Source organism: Arthrobacter sp. 9E16, from assembly GCF_002929435.1.
GTDB classification, from domain to species: Bacteria; Actinomycetota; Actinomycetes; order Actinomycetales; family Micrococcaceae; genus Arthrobacter_B; species Arthrobacter_B sunyaminii.
On sequence record NZ_PJIU01000001.1, the window covers coordinates 1,027,173 to 1,046,454 of the forward strand.

19 protein-coding genes are annotated in these 19,282 nt (G+C 64.4%); 9 read left to right on the forward strand and 10 right to left on the reverse strand.

The annotated features are described in order from the left end of the window. Nucleotides 1–4: 4 nt before the first annotated feature. Nucleotides 5–742 carry a GAF and ANTAR domain-containing protein gene (locus CXR00_RS04910; protein WP_104053352.1) on the reverse strand — a complete coding sequence of 246 codons (738 nt, stop codon included), beginning with the start codon at nt 740–742 and terminating at the stop codon, nt 5–7. A 350-nt stretch (nt 743–1,092) separates the two neighbouring features. On the opposite strand from CXR00_RS04910, the gene CXR00_RS04920 reads away from it, so the two are divergent. Beyond that, nucleotides 1,093–1,503 (forward strand): hypothetical protein, encoded by a 411-nt coding sequence (locus tag CXR00_RS04920; protein ID WP_104053354.1) that lies wholly within the window; start codon nt 1,093–1,095, stop codon nt 1,501–1,503. A gap of 100 nt (nt 1,504–1,603) precedes the next feature. On the opposite strand, the gene CXR00_RS04925 is transcribed toward CXR00_RS04920, so the two are convergent. Together CXR00_RS04925 and CXR00_RS04930 are read right to left on the reverse strand one after the other, a co-directional pair. Then, nucleotides 1,604–3,823 (reverse strand): catalase, encoded by a 2,220-nt coding sequence (locus CXR00_RS04925; protein ID WP_104053355.1) that lies wholly within the window; start codon nt 3,821–3,823, stop codon nt 1,604–1,606. A 66-nt stretch (nt 3,824–3,889) separates the two neighbouring features. After that, on the reverse strand, nt 3,890–4,504 hold the full coding sequence (locus CXR00_RS04930) for a TetR/AcrR family transcriptional regulator (RefSeq protein WP_104053356.1): 615 nt from the start codon (nt 4,502–4,504) through the stop codon (nt 3,890–3,892). A 58-nt stretch (nt 4,505–4,562) separates the two neighbouring features. Between CXR00_RS04930 and CXR00_RS04935 the strand changes: the two genes are divergently transcribed. Further along, nucleotides 4,563–5,171, forward strand: a complete 609-nt coding sequence (locus CXR00_RS04935; protein WP_104053357.1) for an NAD(P)H-dependent oxidoreductase — start codon at nt 4,563–4,565, stop codon at nt 5,169–5,171. 120 nt (nt 5,172–5,291) lie between these two features. Here the strand turns inward: CXR00_RS04935 and CXR00_RS04940 are convergent, their stop codons facing one another. The 5 genes from CXR00_RS04940 to CXR00_RS04960 all read right to left on the reverse strand — a co-directional run bounded on the left by CXR00_RS04940 (nt 5,292) and on the right by CXR00_RS04960 (nt 10,081). Then, nucleotides 5,292–5,483, reverse strand: a complete 192-nt coding sequence (locus CXR00_RS04940) for a hypothetical protein (RefSeq protein ID WP_104053358.1) — start codon at nt 5,481–5,483, stop codon at nt 5,292–5,294. A gap of 32 nt (nt 5,484–5,515) precedes the next feature. Continuing rightward, nucleotides 5,516–6,475 carry a lantibiotic dehydratase C-terminal domain-containing protein gene (locus CXR00_RS04945; protein ID WP_104053359.1) on the reverse strand — a complete coding sequence of 320 codons (960 nt, stop codon included), beginning with the start codon at nt 6,473–6,475 and terminating at the stop codon, nt 5,516–5,518. Nucleotides 6,476–6,870: 395 nt separating this feature from the next. After that, nucleotides 6,871–7,812, reverse strand: coding sequence for a sugar phosphate isomerase/epimerase (locus CXR00_RS04950; RefSeq protein WP_104053360.1), 942 nt, complete (start codon nt 7,810–7,812; stop codon nt 6,871–6,873). Between the two features lie 45 nt (nt 7,813–7,857). Beyond that, complete coding sequence (locus CXR00_RS04955; protein ID WP_104053361.1) at nt 7,858–8,628, reverse strand: SDR family NAD(P)-dependent oxidoreductase; 771 nt, start codon at nt 8,626–8,628, stop codon at nt 7,858–7,860. Between the two features lie 31 nt (nt 8,629–8,659). Further along, nucleotides 8,660–10,081: a GntP family permease gene (locus tag CXR00_RS04960; RefSeq protein ID WP_104053362.1), complete on the reverse strand. Its 1,422-nt coding sequence runs from the start codon at nt 10,079–10,081 to the stop codon at nt 8,660–8,662. 230 nt (nt 10,082–10,311) lie between these two features. Between CXR00_RS04960 and CXR00_RS04965 the strand changes: the two genes are divergently transcribed. The 7 genes from CXR00_RS04965 (at nt 10,312) to CXR00_RS04995 (ending at nt 17,551) form a co-directional block, all read left to right on the forward strand. Then, nucleotides 10,312–11,025 carry a GntR family transcriptional regulator gene (locus tag CXR00_RS04965; RefSeq protein WP_104053363.1) on the forward strand — a complete coding sequence of 238 codons (714 nt, stop codon included), beginning with the start codon at nt 10,312–10,314 and terminating at the stop codon, nt 11,023–11,025. Nucleotides 11,026–11,161: 136 nt separating this feature from the next. Further along, a complete protein-coding gene (locus CXR00_RS04970) occupies nt 11,162–12,157 on the forward strand; it encodes a 3-hydroxyacyl-CoA dehydrogenase family protein (protein WP_104053364.1) in 996 nt (331 codons plus the stop codon). 3 nt (nt 12,158–12,160) lie between these two features. Next, nucleotides 12,161–13,894 carry a dihydroxyacetone kinase family protein gene (locus tag CXR00_RS04975; RefSeq protein WP_104053365.1) on the forward strand — a complete coding sequence of 578 codons (1,734 nt, stop codon included), beginning with the start codon at nt 12,161–12,163 and terminating at the stop codon, nt 13,892–13,894. 9 nt (nt 13,895–13,903) lie between these two features. Then, the gene (locus tag CXR00_RS04980) at nt 13,904–14,710 is read left to right on the forward strand and encodes a triose-phosphate isomerase (protein WP_104053366.1); all 807 of its coding nucleotides are present in this window, start codon (nt 13,904–13,906) and stop codon (nt 14,708–14,710) included. Between the two features lie 7 nt (nt 14,711–14,717). Then, nucleotides 14,718–15,185 (forward strand): ribose-5-phosphate isomerase, encoded by a 468-nt coding sequence (locus tag CXR00_RS04985; protein WP_104053367.1) that lies wholly within the window; start codon nt 14,718–14,720, stop codon nt 15,183–15,185. A 60-nt stretch (nt 15,186–15,245) separates the two neighbouring features. Then, nucleotides 15,246–16,211 (forward strand): LuxR C-terminal-related transcriptional regulator, encoded by a 966-nt coding sequence (locus CXR00_RS04990; protein ID WP_104053368.1) that lies wholly within the window; start codon nt 15,246–15,248, stop codon nt 16,209–16,211. A gap of 47 nt (nt 16,212–16,258) precedes the next feature. Further along, nucleotides 16,259–17,551, forward strand: a complete 1,293-nt coding sequence (locus CXR00_RS04995) for a PLP-dependent aminotransferase family protein (RefSeq protein ID WP_104053369.1) — start codon at nt 16,259–16,261, stop codon at nt 17,549–17,551. On the opposite strand, the gene CXR00_RS05000 is transcribed toward CXR00_RS04995, so the two are convergent. Together CXR00_RS05000 and CXR00_RS05005 are read right to left on the reverse strand one after the other, a co-directional pair. Continuing rightward, nucleotides 17,548–17,757: a hypothetical protein gene (locus tag CXR00_RS05000; RefSeq protein WP_104053370.1), complete on the reverse strand. Its 210-nt coding sequence runs from the start codon at nt 17,755–17,757 to the stop codon at nt 17,548–17,550. The two genes, CXR00_RS04995 and CXR00_RS05000, sit on opposite strands and share 4 nt — an antisense overlap. Before the next feature lie 68 nt (nt 17,758–17,825). Continuing rightward, a complete protein-coding gene (locus tag CXR00_RS05005; protein WP_104053371.1) occupies nt 17,826–19,280 on the reverse strand; it encodes a dihydrolipoamide acetyltransferase family protein in 1,455 nt (484 codons plus the stop codon). Nucleotides 19,281–19,282: the final 2 nt, after the last annotated feature.

Below are 19,282 nucleotides of genomic sequence, written 5' to 3' on the forward strand. Positions count from 1 at the left end.
GGCGCTAGCCTTCAGTGAAATGGGTGGCGGCAGGTTCACCGTTCAGCCGCTCAACTATTTCGCCCGCCAGGACCCGCACCTTGACGTTGCGGCTGTTGGAGGCCCGCCGCAGGATGTCAAAAGCCTCCTGCTGAGTGCAGCTGCTTTGTCCCATGATGATGCCCACGGCCAGATCTATGGTGGTCCGTGAGGCAAGCACACCCTGCAGATCCTCCACGGTGGCCGCATGCTGCGAGACCCGCACCGCCAGAAGCAGGGCCTGCGAGGCTTCGGCGGCGTAAGTCTGGGCGACGCGGCGGAAGTCCTCGTCGAAAACATCCGGACTCTTGGCGTACAGATTCATTGCTGCTTTGGCATGCCCGCCCAGCTTGAGCGGAACCGCATACATGGACCGGATGCCGTAGTTCCGGATGCAGTCCATGTACTCCGGCCAGCGGCTGTCGGTGGCAGCATTGCGCACGTGCACCTCGGCCTGGATCCGGATCGCGTGCAGGCACGGCCCGTCCCCGAATGCGTACTGGAGTTCATCCATCTGCAGCGCCTCGCTGCCGCTGCTGGCCACGGTGAACTGGTGGTCGCGCGAGCGCTGGAAGGTGATACCGCAGTATGTGGTTCCCCGAAGGGAAAGAGATGACGCCGTCAGAACCGCAAGTTCAGATAGAAAGTCCTGCACATCCTCGTGATGAACGAGCAGATCCTGCAGTTGTGCCCACGGGGCCCTTGTGGTGCTTGAGTCGTCCATGATTCCTCTGCTGGCACATGCCACATCGGAGAGGACGGCGGCAGTATGCGATGGCGGGCGGCAAGCCCGGGCGCGGAATTGTCTGCCGTGCCGTTTGATATTACGATAAAAATTTCACGGTCAAGACGCGGCCATGGCTTTCTGCGCACCCTCCAGCAGAGGATACCCATGGATCCTGCAGTTCAAATTCCCGTCTGTCACCAGTGCGGTGTGGACGATTTTCTCATTTTTGAATCCTTCACCCCGGCGGCAGGCGATACACCTGCTATGGCCAACTACACATGTTCCGTGTGCGAATCCTTCGCAGGACACTTCGTTCCGGCCGGCTGGTTCCCTCCCGGATGGGGCAAATGAGCGCTTCGACCGACCGGTCCGCGCCCGGATATGTTCCCCGGCTGCTTTCCGCCGCAGCGTTCCTCACCAACCGTGCCACCGAAGAATCCCTGGCGGAGCTGCGCCTTACCCATGAACGCACGCTCATCCTGCGGCTGTTGGCCGAATCTCCGGCAACGGAGGATCAGCTCTCCGCGAGTTCAGGGCTGCCCGCCGCCTGCGTCCGCGACTGTCTGGTGGCCCTCCAGCCTTGCGGGTACATCACCTCAGGCTCCGGAGGCCAGTGGACGATCACTGCCTCCGGGGAGAGCATCAGCGCACAGGCCACCCACACCGAAACCCAGCTCATGCTCCTCGCCGACACCGACGTCGAAGGCTTGCGGGCTGAACTGCACGCCCTGATCAGGGCCCTGACGCCGCCCCGCTGAGCACAAACCCGGTTAACGACGAAAGGGGAAGCCAGGCGGTGACTACCGCCTGGCTTCCCCTTTTGAAAGATGCTGCCCGGTTTCCGGCGCAGCGTCCCGGTTACGGAACCATCGTCGGGAAGCGCTCCCAGACGCGGTGGCTTGCCAGCAGTCCGCTGACGCCTGCCGTTACCTCGGCAGGGGTTCCCACCACAACGCCGGGGGCGTCCACAGGAACACCTGCGGCCATGAGGACCGAGCCGCCGTCGCCCAGTGCACCAATGGCCTTGGCATGGCGGAAGGCCTCAGCCAGGAGCATGGTGACGCGCGGGTCAAGGGACGGATGACCCTCGGGGTTGCCTGCCTTGGCATCCAGGCTGTCGACGGCGTCGGGAGCCGGGGCGCCCGTTGCCGCCACCACAATGGCGTCAAACTCGGTGGAGCGCGCGGTCAGGTAGGTCCGCTGGATGGTAACTTCGCCGCCCAGCTTGCCGCCGTGCGGAGCGATCACCAGCGGAACCATGCCCTCGGCGGCGACAGCGGAGAGCACTTCGTTCAGCGCACCCAGGTCCGTTGCGTCGTCGGCCACAACGCCAACCAGACGGCCGGCCACGGGCCAGGTGCCGCCCAGCTGGCTCAGCGCCGGGCTCGGCGGGGTGTCTTCAACGACGACGCTCGGTGCCGGCGCTTCAAGGCCCAGACCGGTTGCCACCTCGGTGGCGAGGCGCTCGTCAATGTTAGCCAGGGACTGTAGCTGACGCAGCCGGATGTTCTCCTCGTAGCACTTGCCGAGTTCAAACGTGTAGGCCTGCACCACATGGTCCTGCTCCACCGGAGTCAGCGAACGGAAGAACATCCGCGTCTGGCTGTAGTGGTCATCGAAGGTTGCCGGATTTTCGCGGACCTTGCGGGACGCCGGCACCTCGGTGGGGACATCGATGAAGGCGCCCATGTCCGCGCCGGCCATGAAGGGGCAGCCGCCGTCGAGGGAATTGGGCTGGTACGGAGCAACCCCCGAGTGGTCCGCGTCCTGGTGGAACCCGTCGCGGAGCATGTCGTTGACCGGGGCGTGCGGACGGTTGATCGGAATCTGGGCAAAGTTCGGACCGCCCAGACGCGTCAGCTGCGTGTCAATGTAGGAGAACAAACGGCCCTGCAGCAGCGGATCATTGGTGACATCGATACCCGGCACCAGGTGTCCGGGGTGGAAGGCCACCTGCTCCGTTTCCGCGAAGAAGTTCGTGACATTGGCGTTCAGTGTCATGGTGCCGATGATCTGCACCGGAGCCAGTTCCTCGGGAACCAGCTTGGTGGGATCGAGGAGGTCGATGCCCTCGAACATTTCGTCTTCGGTGTCCGGGAAGACCTGGATGCCCAGATCCCACTGCGGGAAGGCGCCGGCTTCAATGGAGTCTGCGAGGTCCCGGCGGTGGAAGTCGGGGTCCATGCCGTTGATGATCTGTGCTTCTTCCCAGACCAGCGAGTGCACGCCCTGCCGCGGCTTCCAGTGGAACTTCACCAGCGTGGTTTCGCCGGCGGCGTTGACCAGGCGGAAGGTGTGAACGCCGAAGCCCTCCATGGTGCGGTAGGAGCGCGGGATGCCGCGGTCCGACATGTTCCACATGGTGTGGTGCTGTGCTTCGGTGTGCAGGGAGACAAAGTCCCAGAAAGTGTCATGGGCACTCTGCGCCTGCGGAATTTCGCGGTCCGGGTGCGGCTTGCCGGCGTGGATGACATCAGGGAACTTGATGGCGTCCTGGATGAAGAACACCGGAATGTTGTTGGCAACCAGATCATAGTTGCCCTCGTCGGTGTAGAACTTGGTGCTGAAACCGCGGGTGTCACGGACGGTGTCCGCGGAACCGCGGGAGCCCAGGACCGTGGAGAAGCGGACAAACACCGGCGTTTCGGTGCCCTTGGCGAGGAAACCTGCCCGGGTGACGCCTTCTGCGGCGCCGTTGGCAACAAACACGCCGTGGGCAGCTGCGCCGCGGGCATGGACTACGCGCTCGGGGATGCGCTCGTGGTCAAAGTGAGTGATTTTTTCCCGCAGGTGATGGTCCTGCAGAAGGATCGGTCCGCGGGGACCTGCCTTGAGTGAATGGTCCGTGTCGCCGAGCCGGGCACCCTGTGCGGTGGTCAGGTACCGGCCGCTCTGCGCGTTGGAGGATTTCGGCGCTCCGGTGGGAACGCCGGTGGGTGAGACCGTTTCTGGTCCGTCCTGGTCAGGCTTCGGGGGCAGCGGTTCCCGCGGCTCGGTCGGCTCGGCCAGTTCCGGAGCCTGCGGCCCCGGTACGCCCGGAATCGAACCGCCGGGTACGGATGTGCTCTTGTCAGACATGTAGCCTCCATCATCGTTCGAACCAGACGCCGCCCAAATACGGCGGCCTCTAGACACCCTACTAAATTAGTAAGCCTGCTGACACTTATTTGCTGTCACCGATTCCACTAATTCCAGCCAGCCTTCGGTTATCCGCTCCAGCGGCATCCCCGCACTGCGATGCAGATGCAGCAGCAGCCCGGCTTCCAGGAAGGACTCCAGCTGGTAGGCGGTCAGCTCCGGATCGCGGATCATCGGAAGGGCGGACAGGAGCATCCTGAGATGGCTCAATTCGAGCTGGCGGGCCGGATGCCGGTAGTGCATCAAGGCATCGACGTCGGCCGCCCGCCGCAGCTCCCCGGTGATATCCAGCGCCTGGATCCGTGCAACCCCGAATGCCCGCAGGCGTTCCAGCGGCGGCGCTCCCGGTCCCAGAGGTGCGGGACCGGCCATATAACCTTCCTGAAAGTCCCGTTCTGCGTGGTCAAGCAGTGCCCGCATCACGCCGGCACGGCTGCCGAAGCGCCGGAAAACGGTTCCCTTTCCCACGCCTGCACGGCGTGCCAGATCGTCCATGGTGAGTGCTTCCGCACCCCGCTCGGAAACCATTTCCAGCGCGGTGTGCAGCAACAGGCTGCGGTTTCTTGCCGCATCCAGACGCTCACATCCGCCGCCCGCGCTCTCTTCCCTGCCTGCCTGCATGCGCGCCAGTCTAACCCCCGCGGAATAAAAGCGGACCGTGGTCCGCTTATAGTCTTAGATGCAATACCTGTGCCTCAAACCGGCACGGTCCCTGATAGGAGTTTCCTTGAGCACTAAAGTACTTACCCTGGTCGGCAGCCTTCGGGCCGGTTCCGTCAACCGTCAACTTGCCGAAACGGCCGTCCTGAACGCCCCCGAGGGTGTTGAGATTGTCATCCATGAGGGCATCGGAACCATCCCGTTCTACAACGAAGACATCGACGTCGAGGGCTCCATTCCCGAAGCCGCTGCGGCGCTGCGCAAGGCAGCTGCTTCCTCCGACGCCCTGCTGCTGGTGTGCCCGGAATACAACGGAACAATGCCCGCTGTCCTGAAGAACGCCATTGACTGGCTTTCACGCCCGTTCGGCGCTGGTGCCATTGCCGGCACCCCCGCAGCCGTGATCGGTTCCGCCTTCGGCCAGTTCGGCGGGGTCTGGGCCCATGATGACGCCCGCAAGTCCCTGGGAATTGCCGGTGCCCACCTGGTGGAGGACGTACGCCTGTCCATTGGCGGCTCCGTGACCCGCTTCGCCGAGATCCACCCCAAGGATGATGCCGAGGTGGTGGAACAGGTCCGCAGCGTGGTTTCGTCGCTTGCCGGGGCTTCCGCCTCCACCGCTGCCTAGCAGCCCCGCAACGCCAAAGGGACGGACCTGCTGCTGCCGCAGTTGGGTCCGTCCCTTTTTGTGTCTCAGTCTTTTGTGTCTCAGTCCGGTTTTGTGTCTCAGTCCGGGAAGTTTATTTCCTCAATCCCAGAAGCCGCCGGCCCAGGCCGCGTCCCGCAGGTAGTCACGTGCGGGACCAACGTCCCAAAGCTCTCCGCTGGAGGCAACAATCCCCTTGTCCCGCAGGTCTTCAACAACGTCTTCGGAGCACCCAAGGGCCTCTGACAGGTCTTGGGAAGTCGACGCTACTATGAACTCGTTGCGGCTTGTCACGGGGTCTCCTTCTGGTAGGGCTTGATCGTTGCCTAGTGCCGGTCCAGCAGTGCCGCTTCGCGTTCCGTGCTCCAACTGCGTGCATACAGGCCCAGTGCGGCCTCCTCCCGCAGTGAAAGCCCGAGTCGGTTCAGCAGCATGTGCGCCTGATACACGGTCAAATGCTGTGCGCTCCTGCTGAGCCGGGCTTTGTCCGCCCGGTAGAGGTAATTGTCGACGCTCCTGAACCAGCGGCGGCGCCAGTTCTCCACTGCGTTTTCGGCAGCGGTGGCAGCCATCAGACGGTGGGTAGGCGTCACCTTCGCGGCAACCTGAATGGTCATCGCCTCCCTGACACTTCCGGCCCGCTGCCCAAAGCCGGCCGTGCAGCTGCGCAAATGGCTGTCCCAGTAGTAGTCCCAGGAGATTCGCCGCCGGTCCGGCCAGCTTGCCGAGTGGGGGCCCTTCATCATGGCGCGGGCGGAATCGAACAGCAGGAGCGATCCGAAGGCCCACCTGTTCTGGACCTTCGGAAACCTGACCGTGGCCCAGGCTCCCAGCTCCGAGGAGAGTTCAAAGACCTCTTCCGCCAGGGCCAGTCCTTCCAGGCCCCCGTATTTGGCCAGATCAGCCTCGAGCCTGGGATTCTGATGTTCCGCTCCGCCGGGACCCAGACGGTCCGTGGCCGGATCGCTGATCTGCTGGGTCATTTCGAGATGGCCAATGACGCCGCTGGCCTGATCCCGCAGCGCGCCCAACAGGGGCGTCAGCCGCTCAAAAATTTCGGGTTCTCCAAGGAACCGGACCCGCACATGCGCGTTGGCCGGTTCCAGGCACCTCGTGTAGTACCACCTGCTGGCCCCGTAGGCCTGTGCTTGGGCCGCCAGCGGGGTAACCAGTTCTCCAATGATGCCGTCCGCTACATCGAAGCCCCCGGTGTAGAAGGAGACTGTCCACCATTGTGCCGTCGGGCGAGTTCGTGAGGCGTTTCGAACTGCTGTCAGCTGTGTCATGGCGTGAGTCCCCTCCGGGGTTGGTGCTTGGTTACCGCCGCTGAGCGGGGTCTTGCTGGTTACTCGTTGTAAATCAAGTTGCTTTCCCCCTGAGGGGATTCCCTAGATCCAGTCCCAAACTTTGGTCATCTTCATTCCCCTCCTGTACCTGCGGCCGATGTGCCGGCCTGTGCGGTTGGTTGACTCCGAAAGCTTCCCCCGCTGCGCAACGCCTCGTCTACCCTTTCCGGTGCCCGGTTCCTGTCATGGCCCCTTTGGCCCTTGCCTGTCATTTATTTGCCTCTGCTCTTGACGAATCGGCCGCATGTCAACAAGGAATATGGCGGATATCCGGTCTTTCTGTGCCAGCTTCCCTGTGATGGCATTAAGCGGTCATGGCAGTCTTTTCGCGGCGGCTATTCTTCCGGCAGCTTGGCCCGCAGGATGTCCCGGATGTAGTTCCGGTTCATGGCAGCCACCGAGAGTCCGTCACCGCCGTAGTGCTCCACGCACATCGGACCGTCAAACCCTGCCTCCAGGGCCATGCCAATGGCCTCCCGATAATTGATGAATCCGAGGGCCAGCGGCGCCGGTGCCGAGGCGTAGGCACCGGTGGCGGGATCGTGATCCCGGAAGTAGTTCTTCAGCTGCCAGTAGTTGGTGTGCGGGAGCATCTTGACCAGCATTTCGCGCCAGTCCTCAACCGGACGGTGGAGGCGCACAATGTTGCCGATGTCGGGGCAAAGCCCCACGTTGGGCAGATCCACCGCTTTCACCAGCTGAACGGAGCTGTCCGCCGTTCCCAGGAAGGTGCCTTCATACATCTCCAGCGACAGGCTCACTCCGCGTGTCGCCGCATACTCGCCCAGCTCCCTGAAGCGCCCGGCCGCCTTGTCCCGGTTGGCGGTTGTGTCCTCGTCCTCGATTCCCTTGGCGAGCCAGAACCAGGTCGCGTCCTTCTGCTCCTGCGTGAGGGGATCATGCAGTCCCAGGCAGACCATGGGTGCTTCGAGGTCCGCCGCCGCGTCTATGGTCCGCTTGGTGTAGGCCATGTTCCGCTGCGCCTGCTCTTCATCGGCGGTGATCACACTTTTGCGGGTGACGGCGAGGTCGCTGAAAGCGAGCCCGTAGGAACGTGCCGTCTCCAGCAGCTGACGGCGCCCGCCGGCGTCGAGGTCCCCCGCCCGGACCCATGAATCCGTCAGGTCGACGTGGTCGAACCCAGCCACCCTGACTTCCCGCAGGGTCTGTTTCCAGGCCTGCGGCCCGGCCTCGGTGCGGTCCAGACCGTCCTGCGTTACTCCCGTGAAGTTGAGCAGGGCCGCTCCGATGGGCCATGTCTCGGGTGTGTACGTCATGTTCTTCTCCTTGCGTTGGTCGATGATGCGGGTTAATGGGCGGGTTCACACCATGTGCTTGCCGCCGTCGATGAAGTACGAGGCGCCGTTGATGAACCCCGCCTCTTCGCCCACCAGGAAATTCACCAGGGCGGCAACTTCGGACGGGCGGCCAACCCGCTGCACGGGAATGTCTCCGGACAAAGCGGCCTTGCGGTCCTCGCTGAGCGGACCGCCCATGATGTCCGTATCGATGGGTCCCGGGACAACGGCATTGCAGGTGATGCCGTGCGGCCCGAGCTCCCGGGCTGCACCGCGGGTGAGCCCCAGCACGGCTGCCTTTGCCCCCGCGTACCCCGTCTTCGAGAAGGTCCCGCCGCCGTCGTACGCCGTTATGGACGAGGTGTTCACAATGCGTCCGCCGCAGCCGCCGTCGATCATGCGGCGGGCTGCAGCCTGCATCATGAGCAGCGTTCCCGTGGCGTTGGCGTCCATGACGCGGGTCCACAGTTCTTTCGTGAGCTCGAAGAGGGTGTGCGGGCTGGCGATTCCGGCAAGATTGACCAGTGCAAGCACCGGAGGCAGCTCCTCATCCATTCGGACAAAGGCTGCCTCCACCGAGGCGGGGTCCGCCACATCAACGGCTATGCCCAGGACGGGCTGCACCGCTTCCGCCGCGAGCTCTGCGGCAAAGGAGTGCACTCCTGCCTCGTCCAGGTCCAGCACAGCCACGGCCCAGCCTTCCCTAACAAGACGGCGGGCAACGTGGCGGCCGATCCCGCGTTCGCTGCCCGTGCCCGTGACAACTGCGGTCCGGCGTTCCGGAAAAATGGCCATAAAAACTCCTCAAGGGGTAGGGGCGCCGGCATCACGCGGCTACTGCGTAGACCACCCATGCCAGCGCAAAGGACAGGAAACCGATCGCCGTGCCCACCACGGTCCAGGTCTTCAAAGTGGTCAGGGTGTCGAAGCCGCAGAACTTTCCAATCAGCCAGAAACCGGAATCATTGACGTGGGAGAACGTGATGGAGCCTGCTGCAATCGCCACCACCACGGCCGCCAGGCCAATTCCGGAGACACCGAGCTCCATGACAGCCGGGGCCATGATGGAACCGGCCGTTGTGGCTGCGACGGTGGCGGATCCCTGCGCAACGCGGAAGGCGATCGCCACCAGGAATCCGGCGAGGATGACGGGAAGGCCAATGGCGTCCAGTCCGGAAGCTATGGTTCCGCCGATGCCGGTTTCGGTCAGGACGCGGCCGAAAGCGCCGCCGGCACCGGTGATCAGGATGATGGAACAAACCGGGGCCAGCGCATGGTCGACCAGGTCCTCCAGGGCACTGCCGATTTTGCCGCGGCCGCGTCGCGGCCGCATGTAGAGCAGGTACATCGCCGTCAGGGTGGCAATCAGCAGCGCGACGGGAGTGTTTCCGATCAGGCGGGAGAGCTGGAAGAGAATGTTGTCTTCGCCCACTGCCCCGGTTGCCTCGAGTGTGCTGAAGAGGGTGTTGAAGAAGATCAGGACCAGAGGCAGCAGGAGCACGAAGATGATGGTCCAGAACCCCGGCCGCGGAGTGTCCTCATCCAAATCCGCCTCCCCCAGCAGATTTGGAACGGGCATGTCCGGGTACCGCCTGGCAATAATCAGTGCCAGCCGGTACCCGGCGAAGTACCACGCCGGAAGGCCAACCAGCAGAGCAACCACAATCACCATGCCAATGTCTGCACCCATGACCGTTGCCGCCGCGGTGGGACCCGGATGCGGCGGGGTCAGCGCATGCATCATGAGGAACGAGCCGATAGAGGGAAGCACATACAGCATGAAGGAGCCGTCAAGGCGGCGCGCCACCGTGTAAATGATTGGCAGCATCACGATGAATCCGGCATCAAGGAAGATGGGGAAGGCATAGAACAACGAGGCGACGGCCAGCGCCAGAGGTGCCCGCTTCTCTCCGAAACGGCGAAGCATCGCATCCGCAAGGACCTGGGCACCTCCCGATACCTCCACGAGGCGCCCCAGGACGGCACCAAACCCCACCAGCAGGGCAACGGTTCCAACGGTGGTGCTGAATCCGGCAACGACGACGGTCATTACGTCCCCGATGCCGATGCCGGCTGCCAGCGCGGTTAGGACGCTGATGATAATCAGGGCGAAGAAGGCATGGATCCGCAGTTTGATGATCATCAGCAGCAGGACTGCGATGGCCGCCACGGCGATCGAGATCAGCGCCCAGGAGGGCCTGTCGGCCAGGACGAGTGTTTCAGCGGGTAGAACAGCGGGAATGCGCATAGAGGGAACACCTTTGTTCGCTGGAGTTGCTCCACGGGTATGTGATGTGGGCCATAGTTCGGCACGTCTGGGCTATAACCTATAGGATATTGGGATGCTGTCCAGCTGGCCGCCGACCCGCAGGAACGGCGAGCCCTCAGCCGCCACGCTGCAAACCCCCGGGCGGGGCGGATCACTGCCTTGTGGGAAAATCTTGAAGGCACACCAACGGCGGGACAAAGAGGAGCACCATGGGTACGGATGCAGCAGGGAGCGGTGCCTGGGTGCAGCGCAGCGTTTTGGCGGATCAGGTTTACACGGAGATTCTCGCGCGCCTGATGGACGGAAAGCTTGCCTCGGGGGACCCGCTCAGCATTGACGGCACCGCCAGGGATCTTGGCGTATCCCCGACCCCCGTCCGGGAGGCACTGGCCAGGCTGGAAGCAACCGGCATGGTGGTGCGCGCCGCCCTGCGCGGCTACCGCGTGGCGCCCGTCCTGAGCCATGACGAACTCCTGGACCTCATGGATGCCCGGCTGCTGATCGAGGGGCACGCCGCCGAGGTTGCCTGCAGGCACGCAGACGAGGCGTTTCTGGCGGAGCTCGAGCGTTCCATCGAAGACCTGCGGCAGGCGCCCAACGGACCCAACTTTTCCGATTACCGGTCCTATTGGGAAGCAGACGAGCGTTTCCACCGGGCCATCGCCGAACAAACCCGCAACCGGTTCCTCCTGGGTGCCTACAACTCCCTGGGCGGACACGTCCACCGCTTCCGCCTGTTCGGAGGAACCGGAGTCCGCGATGCACGCAGTGCCATTGAGGAACATACCCGGATTGTCGCCGCCATGCGCCGGGGTGACGCTGAGGAAGCACGCGCCGCAATGGCCGGCCACATCTGCGGCGTTCGTGACCGTGCTGCGCGGGAACACGAGGCAACCCGCACCGGCGCCGGACAGCCGGACTGACACCCCTCTCCCGACCGAGCCGCATACTGTGTGGTTGACATCACAGAGTTGCACATGGATCCTATAGGAAAGATGAAATAGCTCCGGTCGAATCCGACCGGACGAATCATTGACCAGTGCATCGGAGGACTCGCCAGTGACCCAGCGAACAGTAGCCGTAGTAGGTTCCGGATACATGGGCGGAGGCATTGCACAGGTCCTCGCCCTGGGAGGCGCACGAGTTGCGCTTGCCGATGTGTCGCAGGAAGTAGCCGAGAAGAATCTCGAACGCCTGCTCGCCGAGGCGGAGTTGTTCGTTTCAGACGGCCTGTTTCCCGAAGACGCGGTCCGGCGGCTGCGGGAAAACCTTTGGGCGGCCCCCAGCATTGAAGATGCCGTGGCGGATGCCTCCTACATCGAAGAAGCCGTCCCTGAGATCCTTGAGATAAAGCACGCCACTTTGCGGCGAATCAGTGATGCTGCACAGCAAGACGCTGTTATCGGCTCCAACACCTCCACCATCCTGATCGCCACCCTGGCCGAGGCAGTCTCTAACCCGGGCCGCTTCCTGGGGGTGCACTTCTCCAACCCCGCTCCCTTCATCCCCGGAGTGGAAGTCATTCCCCACGCGGGCACCACCGCAGCAACCGTTGAAACAGCCCGGGAAATTGTCGCGCTCACGGGCAAACATGCCGCCGTCGTGAAGGATGTCACGGGCTTTGTGCTCAACCGCCTCCAGTACGCGCTGTTCCACGAGGCCGCCCAAGTGGTTGAGGAGGGCATTGCATCCGCGGCGGACGTGGATACCCTGGTCCGGACCACTTTCGGCTTCCGGTTACCCTTCTTTGGCCCGTTTGCGATCGCCGACATGGCAGGCCTGGACGTTTACTCCTTCTGCTACGCATCGCTGCAGACTTCCTTCCCGGAACGGTTTGCAACCCCGGGAATCCTGAAGGACCTTGTCGATGCCGGGAAGCTCGGCACCAAGTCGGGAGCCGGCTTCCTGCAGATTCCCGCGGACAAATCCCAGGACCTTGTGGCCTACCGGAACAAGGCGTATGTTGCCATGTCCGGGCTGCTGAAGGAGCTCGGACCCAGTCCCGCCGAGGAGGCAGGCCTGGACACCGCCCACACTTCCACGGAAACCCGCTGACCCATGACGTACCTCCTGAACGACCCCGCAGACTTCGCCGTCGACGCCCTGCGCGGATACGCTGCAGCGCACCCGGCGCATGTGATGCCCGCGCACGGCGGTGTGGTGCGCTCCACGGAAACGCCGCAAAACCAGCCTGCCCTGGTGATCGGCGGCGGTTCCGGGCACTACCCGGCTTTTGCCGGCTGGGTAGGCCCGGGCCTTGCCCACGGTGCACCGTGCGGCAACATCTTTTCCTCCCCGTCCGCCTCCCAGGTGTACTCCGTTTCCCGGTCGGCGGAAAACGGCGGAGGCGTTCTCCTGGGCTTCGGGAACTATGCCGGGGACGTCCTGCACTTTGGCCAGGCGGCCGAAAAGCTGCGCGCCGAGGGCGTCGATGTCCGAATTATCAAGGTCTCGGATGACATCGCCTCCGGCCCCGCCGAATCCCACCGGGACCGCCGCGGAATTGCCGGGGACCTGATTGTCTTCAAGATCGCCGGTGCGGCCATTGCGGCCGGTGCAGATCTGGATGAGGCCGAGCGGGTGGCCTGGAAGGCCAATGACGCTACCCGCTCCTTTGGCGTGGCGTTCGACGGCTGCACGCTGCCGGGAGCCGGGGAGGCCCTGTTCCACGTGCCGGACGGACAGATGGCCATCGGCCTGGGAATCCACGGCGAACCGGGCATCCGCGAGGTGCCCATGGGAACTGCTTCGGAAGTCGCAGACCTGCTGCTCAACGGCGTCCTCGAAGAGGAACCGGAGCGGAACGGCTCCTACAGCGGCCGGGTCTCAGTGGTACTCAACGGCCTCGGCACGGTCAAGTACGAGGAACTCTTTGTGGTCTACGGCCGGGTGGCTGAGCGGCTGTCCGAGAAGGGGTTTACGGTGGTGGCCCCGGAAATTGGCGAACATGTCACCAGCCTCAACATGGCCGGGCTCTCGCTGAGCATCGTGTTCCTGGACGATGAACTGGAGCAGTATTGGCTGGCACCGGCGGACACCCCCGCTTTCCGGCGAAGCGCGGCCCAAGAGCCGTCGGCACCGCCGCGGACCGGAGTGCACGTTCCGGGCGAGGATCCCATTCCGGAAGCGGCGGAGGAATCCCGGGCATCCGCTGCGGGGATCGTGCAGGTGCTGGAAATGCTGCGCGACACGGCGGCGGAGCACGAAGAGCATTTTGGCCGGCTGGACGCGGTGGCCGGCGACGGCGACCACGGCCAGGGGATGGCCTACGGAACCAGGGGTGCAGCGAAGGCCGGCAGCGAGGCTGCAGCCAAAGGCGCCGGAGCGCGGACGGTCCTGCTTCATGCAGGAGACGCCTGGGCAGAGGAAGCAGGCGGCACCTCCGGGGCACTGTGGGGGGCGGCCCTCACCGCGGCCGGCAGCGTCTTTGACGACACCCGCGCCGTGGCGGCACCCGAAATTGTCCAGGCTCTTGCCGCGGGAATCGACGCCGTTGTCCGGCTTGGCGGGGCCCGCCCCGGGGACAAAACCATGGTGGACGCCGCGCTTCCTTTCCGCGACGTCATCGCGGCGGAATTCGCTTCCACCGGCGACCTGGCCGGCTCGGTGAAAAAGGCCGCGGCCGCGGCGCAGGAGGCGGCCGAAGCCACGGCAGACATCACCTCCCGCCTGGGGAGGTCCCGCATCCTGGGCGACAAGAGTCTGGGTACGCCCGATCCCGGCGCCCATTCCTTCTCGGTCCTGATGGATGCGCTGGGGAATTTCCTCAGCTCCTCACCCGGCACCTCCTGAGGAACAATCGTGACTGTTTGGGTTGGCACCAGCTGGAAGATGAACAAAACCGTCGCCGAGGCCGAAGGATACGCCCGCGGCCTGCTCACCGGTCTTGACGGCCGGCGGCTGGGCGCCGTGCAGCCCTTCATCATCCCCCCGGTCACGGCTCTGTCCGCGGTGGCCGGGATCCTGGAAGATGACCGCCGGGTGCTGTTGGGAGCGCAGAACGCCCATTGGGAGGACAACGGCGCATGGACCGGAGAGGTTTCCGTTCCCCAAGTGGCCGACGCCGGTGCGCAGCTGGTGGAAATTGGCCACTCGGAGCGCCGCGCGCACTTTGGGGAGACCGATGAAACGGTTCGGCTCAAAGTGGCAGCGGTATTGCGGCACGGACTGACTCCGCTGCTGTGCGTCGGTGAGCCTGCCGACGTCTTGGCTGCGGGAAACTCCCCCGAGTTCATTCTCCGGCAGGCCGCCGCGGCACTGGACGGCCTTTCCGGGCAGGAAATCTCCCGGGTCCTGATTGCCTACGAGCCTGTCTGGGCGATCGGTGCCGCCGGGCGGCCTGCCGAACCGGATGAGCTCCGGGCCCCGTTCGCAGCCCTCGCACACAGCTGGGGACACCAGGTGGCCGGACTGCTTTACGGCGGATCGGTGGCACCGGACAACGCCGCCGCCCTGCTCGGGATCCCGCACGTGAACGGACTGTTCATCGGCCGCGCCGCATGGCAGGTGGACGCCTATCTGAACTTGCTTGACATTGCCGCGGACACTGCAGGGTGCCGGATCCCCGACCCTATCGACAACAAAACCACCAGCCGAACAAGGAACTGAGGAAATCATGAGCGAGGCCCGGAAACTGCGGATAGTGATCGGCGGAGACGACGCCGGATTTGATTACAAGGAGGTTCTGCGCCGGGACCTGGAGGCGGATGACCGCGTTGAAAGCGTTGTGGACGTGGGTGTTTCCGACTCGGAGAATACTGCCTACCCCCACGTCGCCGTCGACGCCGCACGCATAGTAGCCGCAGGCGAAGCGGACCGTGCCCTGCTGATCTGCGGCACGGGCCTGGGAGTGGCCATTTCCGCGAACAAGGTTTCCGGCATCCGGGCGGTCACCGCCCATGATTCCTATTCCGTGGAGCGCTCCGTGCTCAGCAACAATGCCCAGGTGCTCTGCATGGGCCAGCGAGTGGTCGGCATTGAGCTGGCGCGGCGCCTCGCCAAGGAATGGCTGGGTTACGTATTTGACCCTGCCGGTGCTTCAGCGGAGAAGGTGGATGCCATCTCCGGCTATGACAAAGGATGACAGCATGCCTTTGGCGCAGCGCCGGATAAGGTAGCCTCAGCCGAATCGAAAGGAACGGATGTGGATGACTTGTCCCAAGCTGTCTACCGTTACGCCGTAAGCAGTCCGGGCTGGACCGTAGACGATGCTTCCGAGGCGCTGGGCTTCACCACGCGTTCCATCGAGGCGGCCGTGAACTCTCTGGTGGAGCGCTGCCTGCTGGTCCAGGCCAACACCGGCCGGCGCAGCTACACGGCCGTCTCCCCCGACGTCGCACTGGCTGAACTGGTTGATCCGGACGAGAGGGCGCTCCTGGATCTCCGTTCGCGGATCGGAGCCAAGCGCCGTGAGCTGTCCGCACTGGTTCCCGTCTTTGCCGAGGCCAGCCGGCGGGTATCCACCGATGCCCCGGTGGAGGTCCTGGAGGATCCGGACCAGGTGATGCGCATCCTGATCGAATACGCCAGATCTGCGTCCGAGTGTGTCCTGATGGCGCGGCCCGGGCAGGGGGCCACCGCCGACACCCAGGAAGAGAGCATCCAGAAAGATGTGGACATGCTGCAGCAGGGGGTGTCCCGCCGCACCCTCTACCACTCCAGCATCCGGGACCATATGCCCACGCGCAGGGCCGTTGAGGTTGTCACTGCGGCCGGCGGGGAGTTTAGGACCCTCCCCCAGATGCCGCTCCGGGCAGTGATTTTCGACGGCAAGGTTGCAGTGATCCCGCGGGCAGCACATGCCCAGGACCGGGCGGGGCTGGTCATCCGGGATCCCAACGTGGTTTCCGTCTTTGTCCGGCTGTTTGAGTTCGCCTGGGAGCTGGGCGAGCCGTTCCTTGCCGAAGAACCACGCGGAAATCAGCTGAGCAGTGTGCAGCGCTCAATCCTCCGTGCCCTGGCCTCCGGTCAACCCGATGAGGTCATAGCCCGCCGGATGGGCATCAGCGTGCGGACCTGCCGGCGCCACATCGCCAAGATGCTGGAGGACCTGGGCGCAGAAAGCCGTTTCCAGGCCGGCGTAAAAGCCCACCGGGCCGGGTGGATTTAGACAACTATTGTTGCCGAGAGAGCAACAAGCCGGGCTAGGATGTGGGGATGACTTCCGAGGAGACGACCGCCACAGTTCTGACGGCAGAGACCCAGGCAGCCCTTGACCGTGCCCTTTCTTCCACGCACCGCCATGAAGCCCTCTTTTCAGACCGTGCCTTCCATATCAAGCAGTCGGCGGTGCGTGACGTCTTTGACATCTCCATCCGGCCGGGGCTGATCTCGCTGGCGGGAGGCAGCCCCTACCTGCGTTCGCTTCCCCTGGCCGAACTGGGCCTGTCGGCGCAGCGCATCATCGCCGAACACGGACTCGAAGCGCTGCAGTACGGTGCCGGACAGGGCATGGAGGAGCTCCGCATCCAGGCCTGTGAGGTCATGGCAGCGGAAGGAATTACCGACGCCGATCCTGCGGACATTGTCATCACCACGGGCTCCCAGTCCGCCCAGGACGTTGCCGCCAAAGTATTCTGCAACCCCGGAGACGTGGTGCTGTGCGAGGACCCAACCTATGTTGGGGCACTGAACGCCTTCGAAGCGTACGAGGTTCAGATGCACGCCCTTCCGGTGGACAGTGAGGGCCTGGTGCCTGAAGCGCTGGAGGAAGCGATCGCTTCGCTGCGGAAGCAGGGCAAGACCATCAAGATGCTCTACACCATTCCCAGTTTCAACAATCCCAGCGGAGTGACCCTGGCCGCCCGCAGACGGCCCCGCATCGTGGAAATCTGCGCGCAGGCGAACATCCTCATCCTCGAGGACAACCCCTACGGAATGCTCCGCTTTGACGGGAACCCGCTGGTACCGCTGCGGGCAGGCAATCCCGATGACGTCCTGTACCTGGGTTCCTTCTCCAAGATCTTTGCCCCGGGCGTCCGGGTGGGCTGGGCACTGGTCCCCCGCCATCTGCACCGCCGCTTCTATCTGGCCTGTGAGGCTGTGGTCCTCTGCCCGTCGCCGCTCACGCAAATGCTGGTGTCCGCCTATCTGCGCGACTACGACTGGATGCAGAACATCCGCGACTCCCGGATGCTGTATGCCTCGCGCTGCGCCGCCATGCTCGCGGCGCTGACCGAAGAACTGCCCGACGGCGTGAGCTGGACGGTGCCCGACGGCGGATTCTTTGTGTGGCTGAGCCTGCCCGAAGGCGTGGACACCTATCCCCTGCTGTACGAAGCCATCGATGCAGGTGTGGTGTTCATCCCCGGAGCCGCGTTCTCGCCGTCGGATGAACCTTCCAACAAGTTGAGACTGGCCTTCAGCGCTGTTTCAGAAGAGGACATTGCCGAGGGCGTGCGGCGGCTCGCCCCGGTCCTGCGCCGCGCCATGGACCACGCTGCAGGCTAGCGGTTCCTTCGCCGCCGTTCCAGGAACGGAAAGACGACGAGAAACAGGCCCAGGATGATCAGCAGGCGCCAGAAGGTGCCCAGTCCGGGGAACAGCATGATCAGCAGGCTGGAGATGACAAAGGCCACTGCCAGCAGGATGAGCGTGCGTTTGAGGTCAATGCGCGGCGGGCCGCCTTGCCCCTGGGGGCTCCGAGGAATAGTCATAGTGTCCCGATCGTATCCGCCGTCAGCCGCGAACGCAGTGCCTGCTGTGCGTTTGGCCTCTCTGCTGCCTAATCCAGCAGCAGTGCAGGCTCCTCCAGGATGGATGCGACGTCGGCCATGAAACGCGCGGAAAGGTCACCGTCCACCACCCGGTGGTCGAAGGAACCCCCCAGGGTGGTCACCCAGCGCGGAACGACTTCGCCGTCCACCACCCAGGGCTTTTGCTTGATGGTCCCGAAGGCCACGATGGCCACTTCACCGGGGTTGATGATGGGTGTGCCGGTATCGATGCCCAGGGCACCAATGTTGGTGATGGTGAGGGTCCCGCCCGACATGTCCGCCGGCGGGGTTTTCCCTGCCCGCGCCGTCGTCGCCAGGGAGTTGAGGGCAATGGCCAGTTCCTTCAAAGACAGGTCCTGGGCGTCCTTGATGTTCGGGACCATTAGTCCGCGGGGCGTGGCGGCAGCAATTCCGAGGTTCATGAAGTGCTTGACCAGGATTTCGTCCCCGGCCCAGGTGGCGTTGACCGACGGGTTGCGGGCGGCAGCCCAGATCACGGCCTTTGCCAGGATCAGCAGCGGCGAGACCTTAATGCCGTCAAAGTCCCGTGACGCCTTCAGCCGCTTGACGAACTCCATGGTCCGTGAGGCGTCCACATCCACGAAAATGCTGACATGGGGTGCGGAAAATGCGCTGTCCACCATGGCCTTGGCCGTAGCCCGGCGCACTCCCTTGACCGGGATGCGTTCAATCCGCTCGTCACGTGGCTTCTGCGCGCCTGCCCAGAAGGTATCCGCGGACTTCTGCTCGGCTTCGCGCTGCGCCTGGTAGCTGATCAAATCCTGCTTGGTCACCTCGCCGCCGGCGCCGGTTGCCGGCACTTCCGCCAGGTTGATGCCGAGGTCCTTCGCCGCCTTGCGTACCGGCGGCTTGGCCAGCACCCGCTGGATCAGGCGGGAGAGGGTGTCCTGCACCGCGGCGCCTGCAGCAGCGACGGCCGGCGTACGGGCGTCGAGTGGGCGCCCGGGGTTCGGGGCCGGAGACGGCGCCGCGGGTGAGGGTGCCGCACCTGACGGAGCCGGTGCAGCCGGTGCAGCCGGGGCCGGCTGGCTGACGGGCGAAGGAGCAGCCCGGCCGGTCCGCGGCCGCCGCTTCACGGCGTCGGCCTTGGGGCCTGTGCCGGTGAGGGAAGCGCTGGGCTGCCCGTCGTCGTCGGCTGCCGCCGGAACGGGCGCGGGAGTCATGGGCGCCCCGGGCTGCTGGCCGCTCTCCTGGGCCGGTGAACCGGCCGTGACGCTGATGATGGGCGTTCCGACATCCACTGTCTGCCCCTCCTCCACCAGCAGCGCAGACACGGTGCCGGCGTAGGGCGAGGGGAGCTCCACCAGTGATTTTGCCGTCTCAATCTCAACGATGACGTCATTGACGGCCACGGTGTCGCCGGTTTGAACCTTCCACTGGACAATGTCGGCCTCGGTCAGACCCTCGCCCACGTCGGGAAGGTGGAACGTTCTTTCAGTCATGG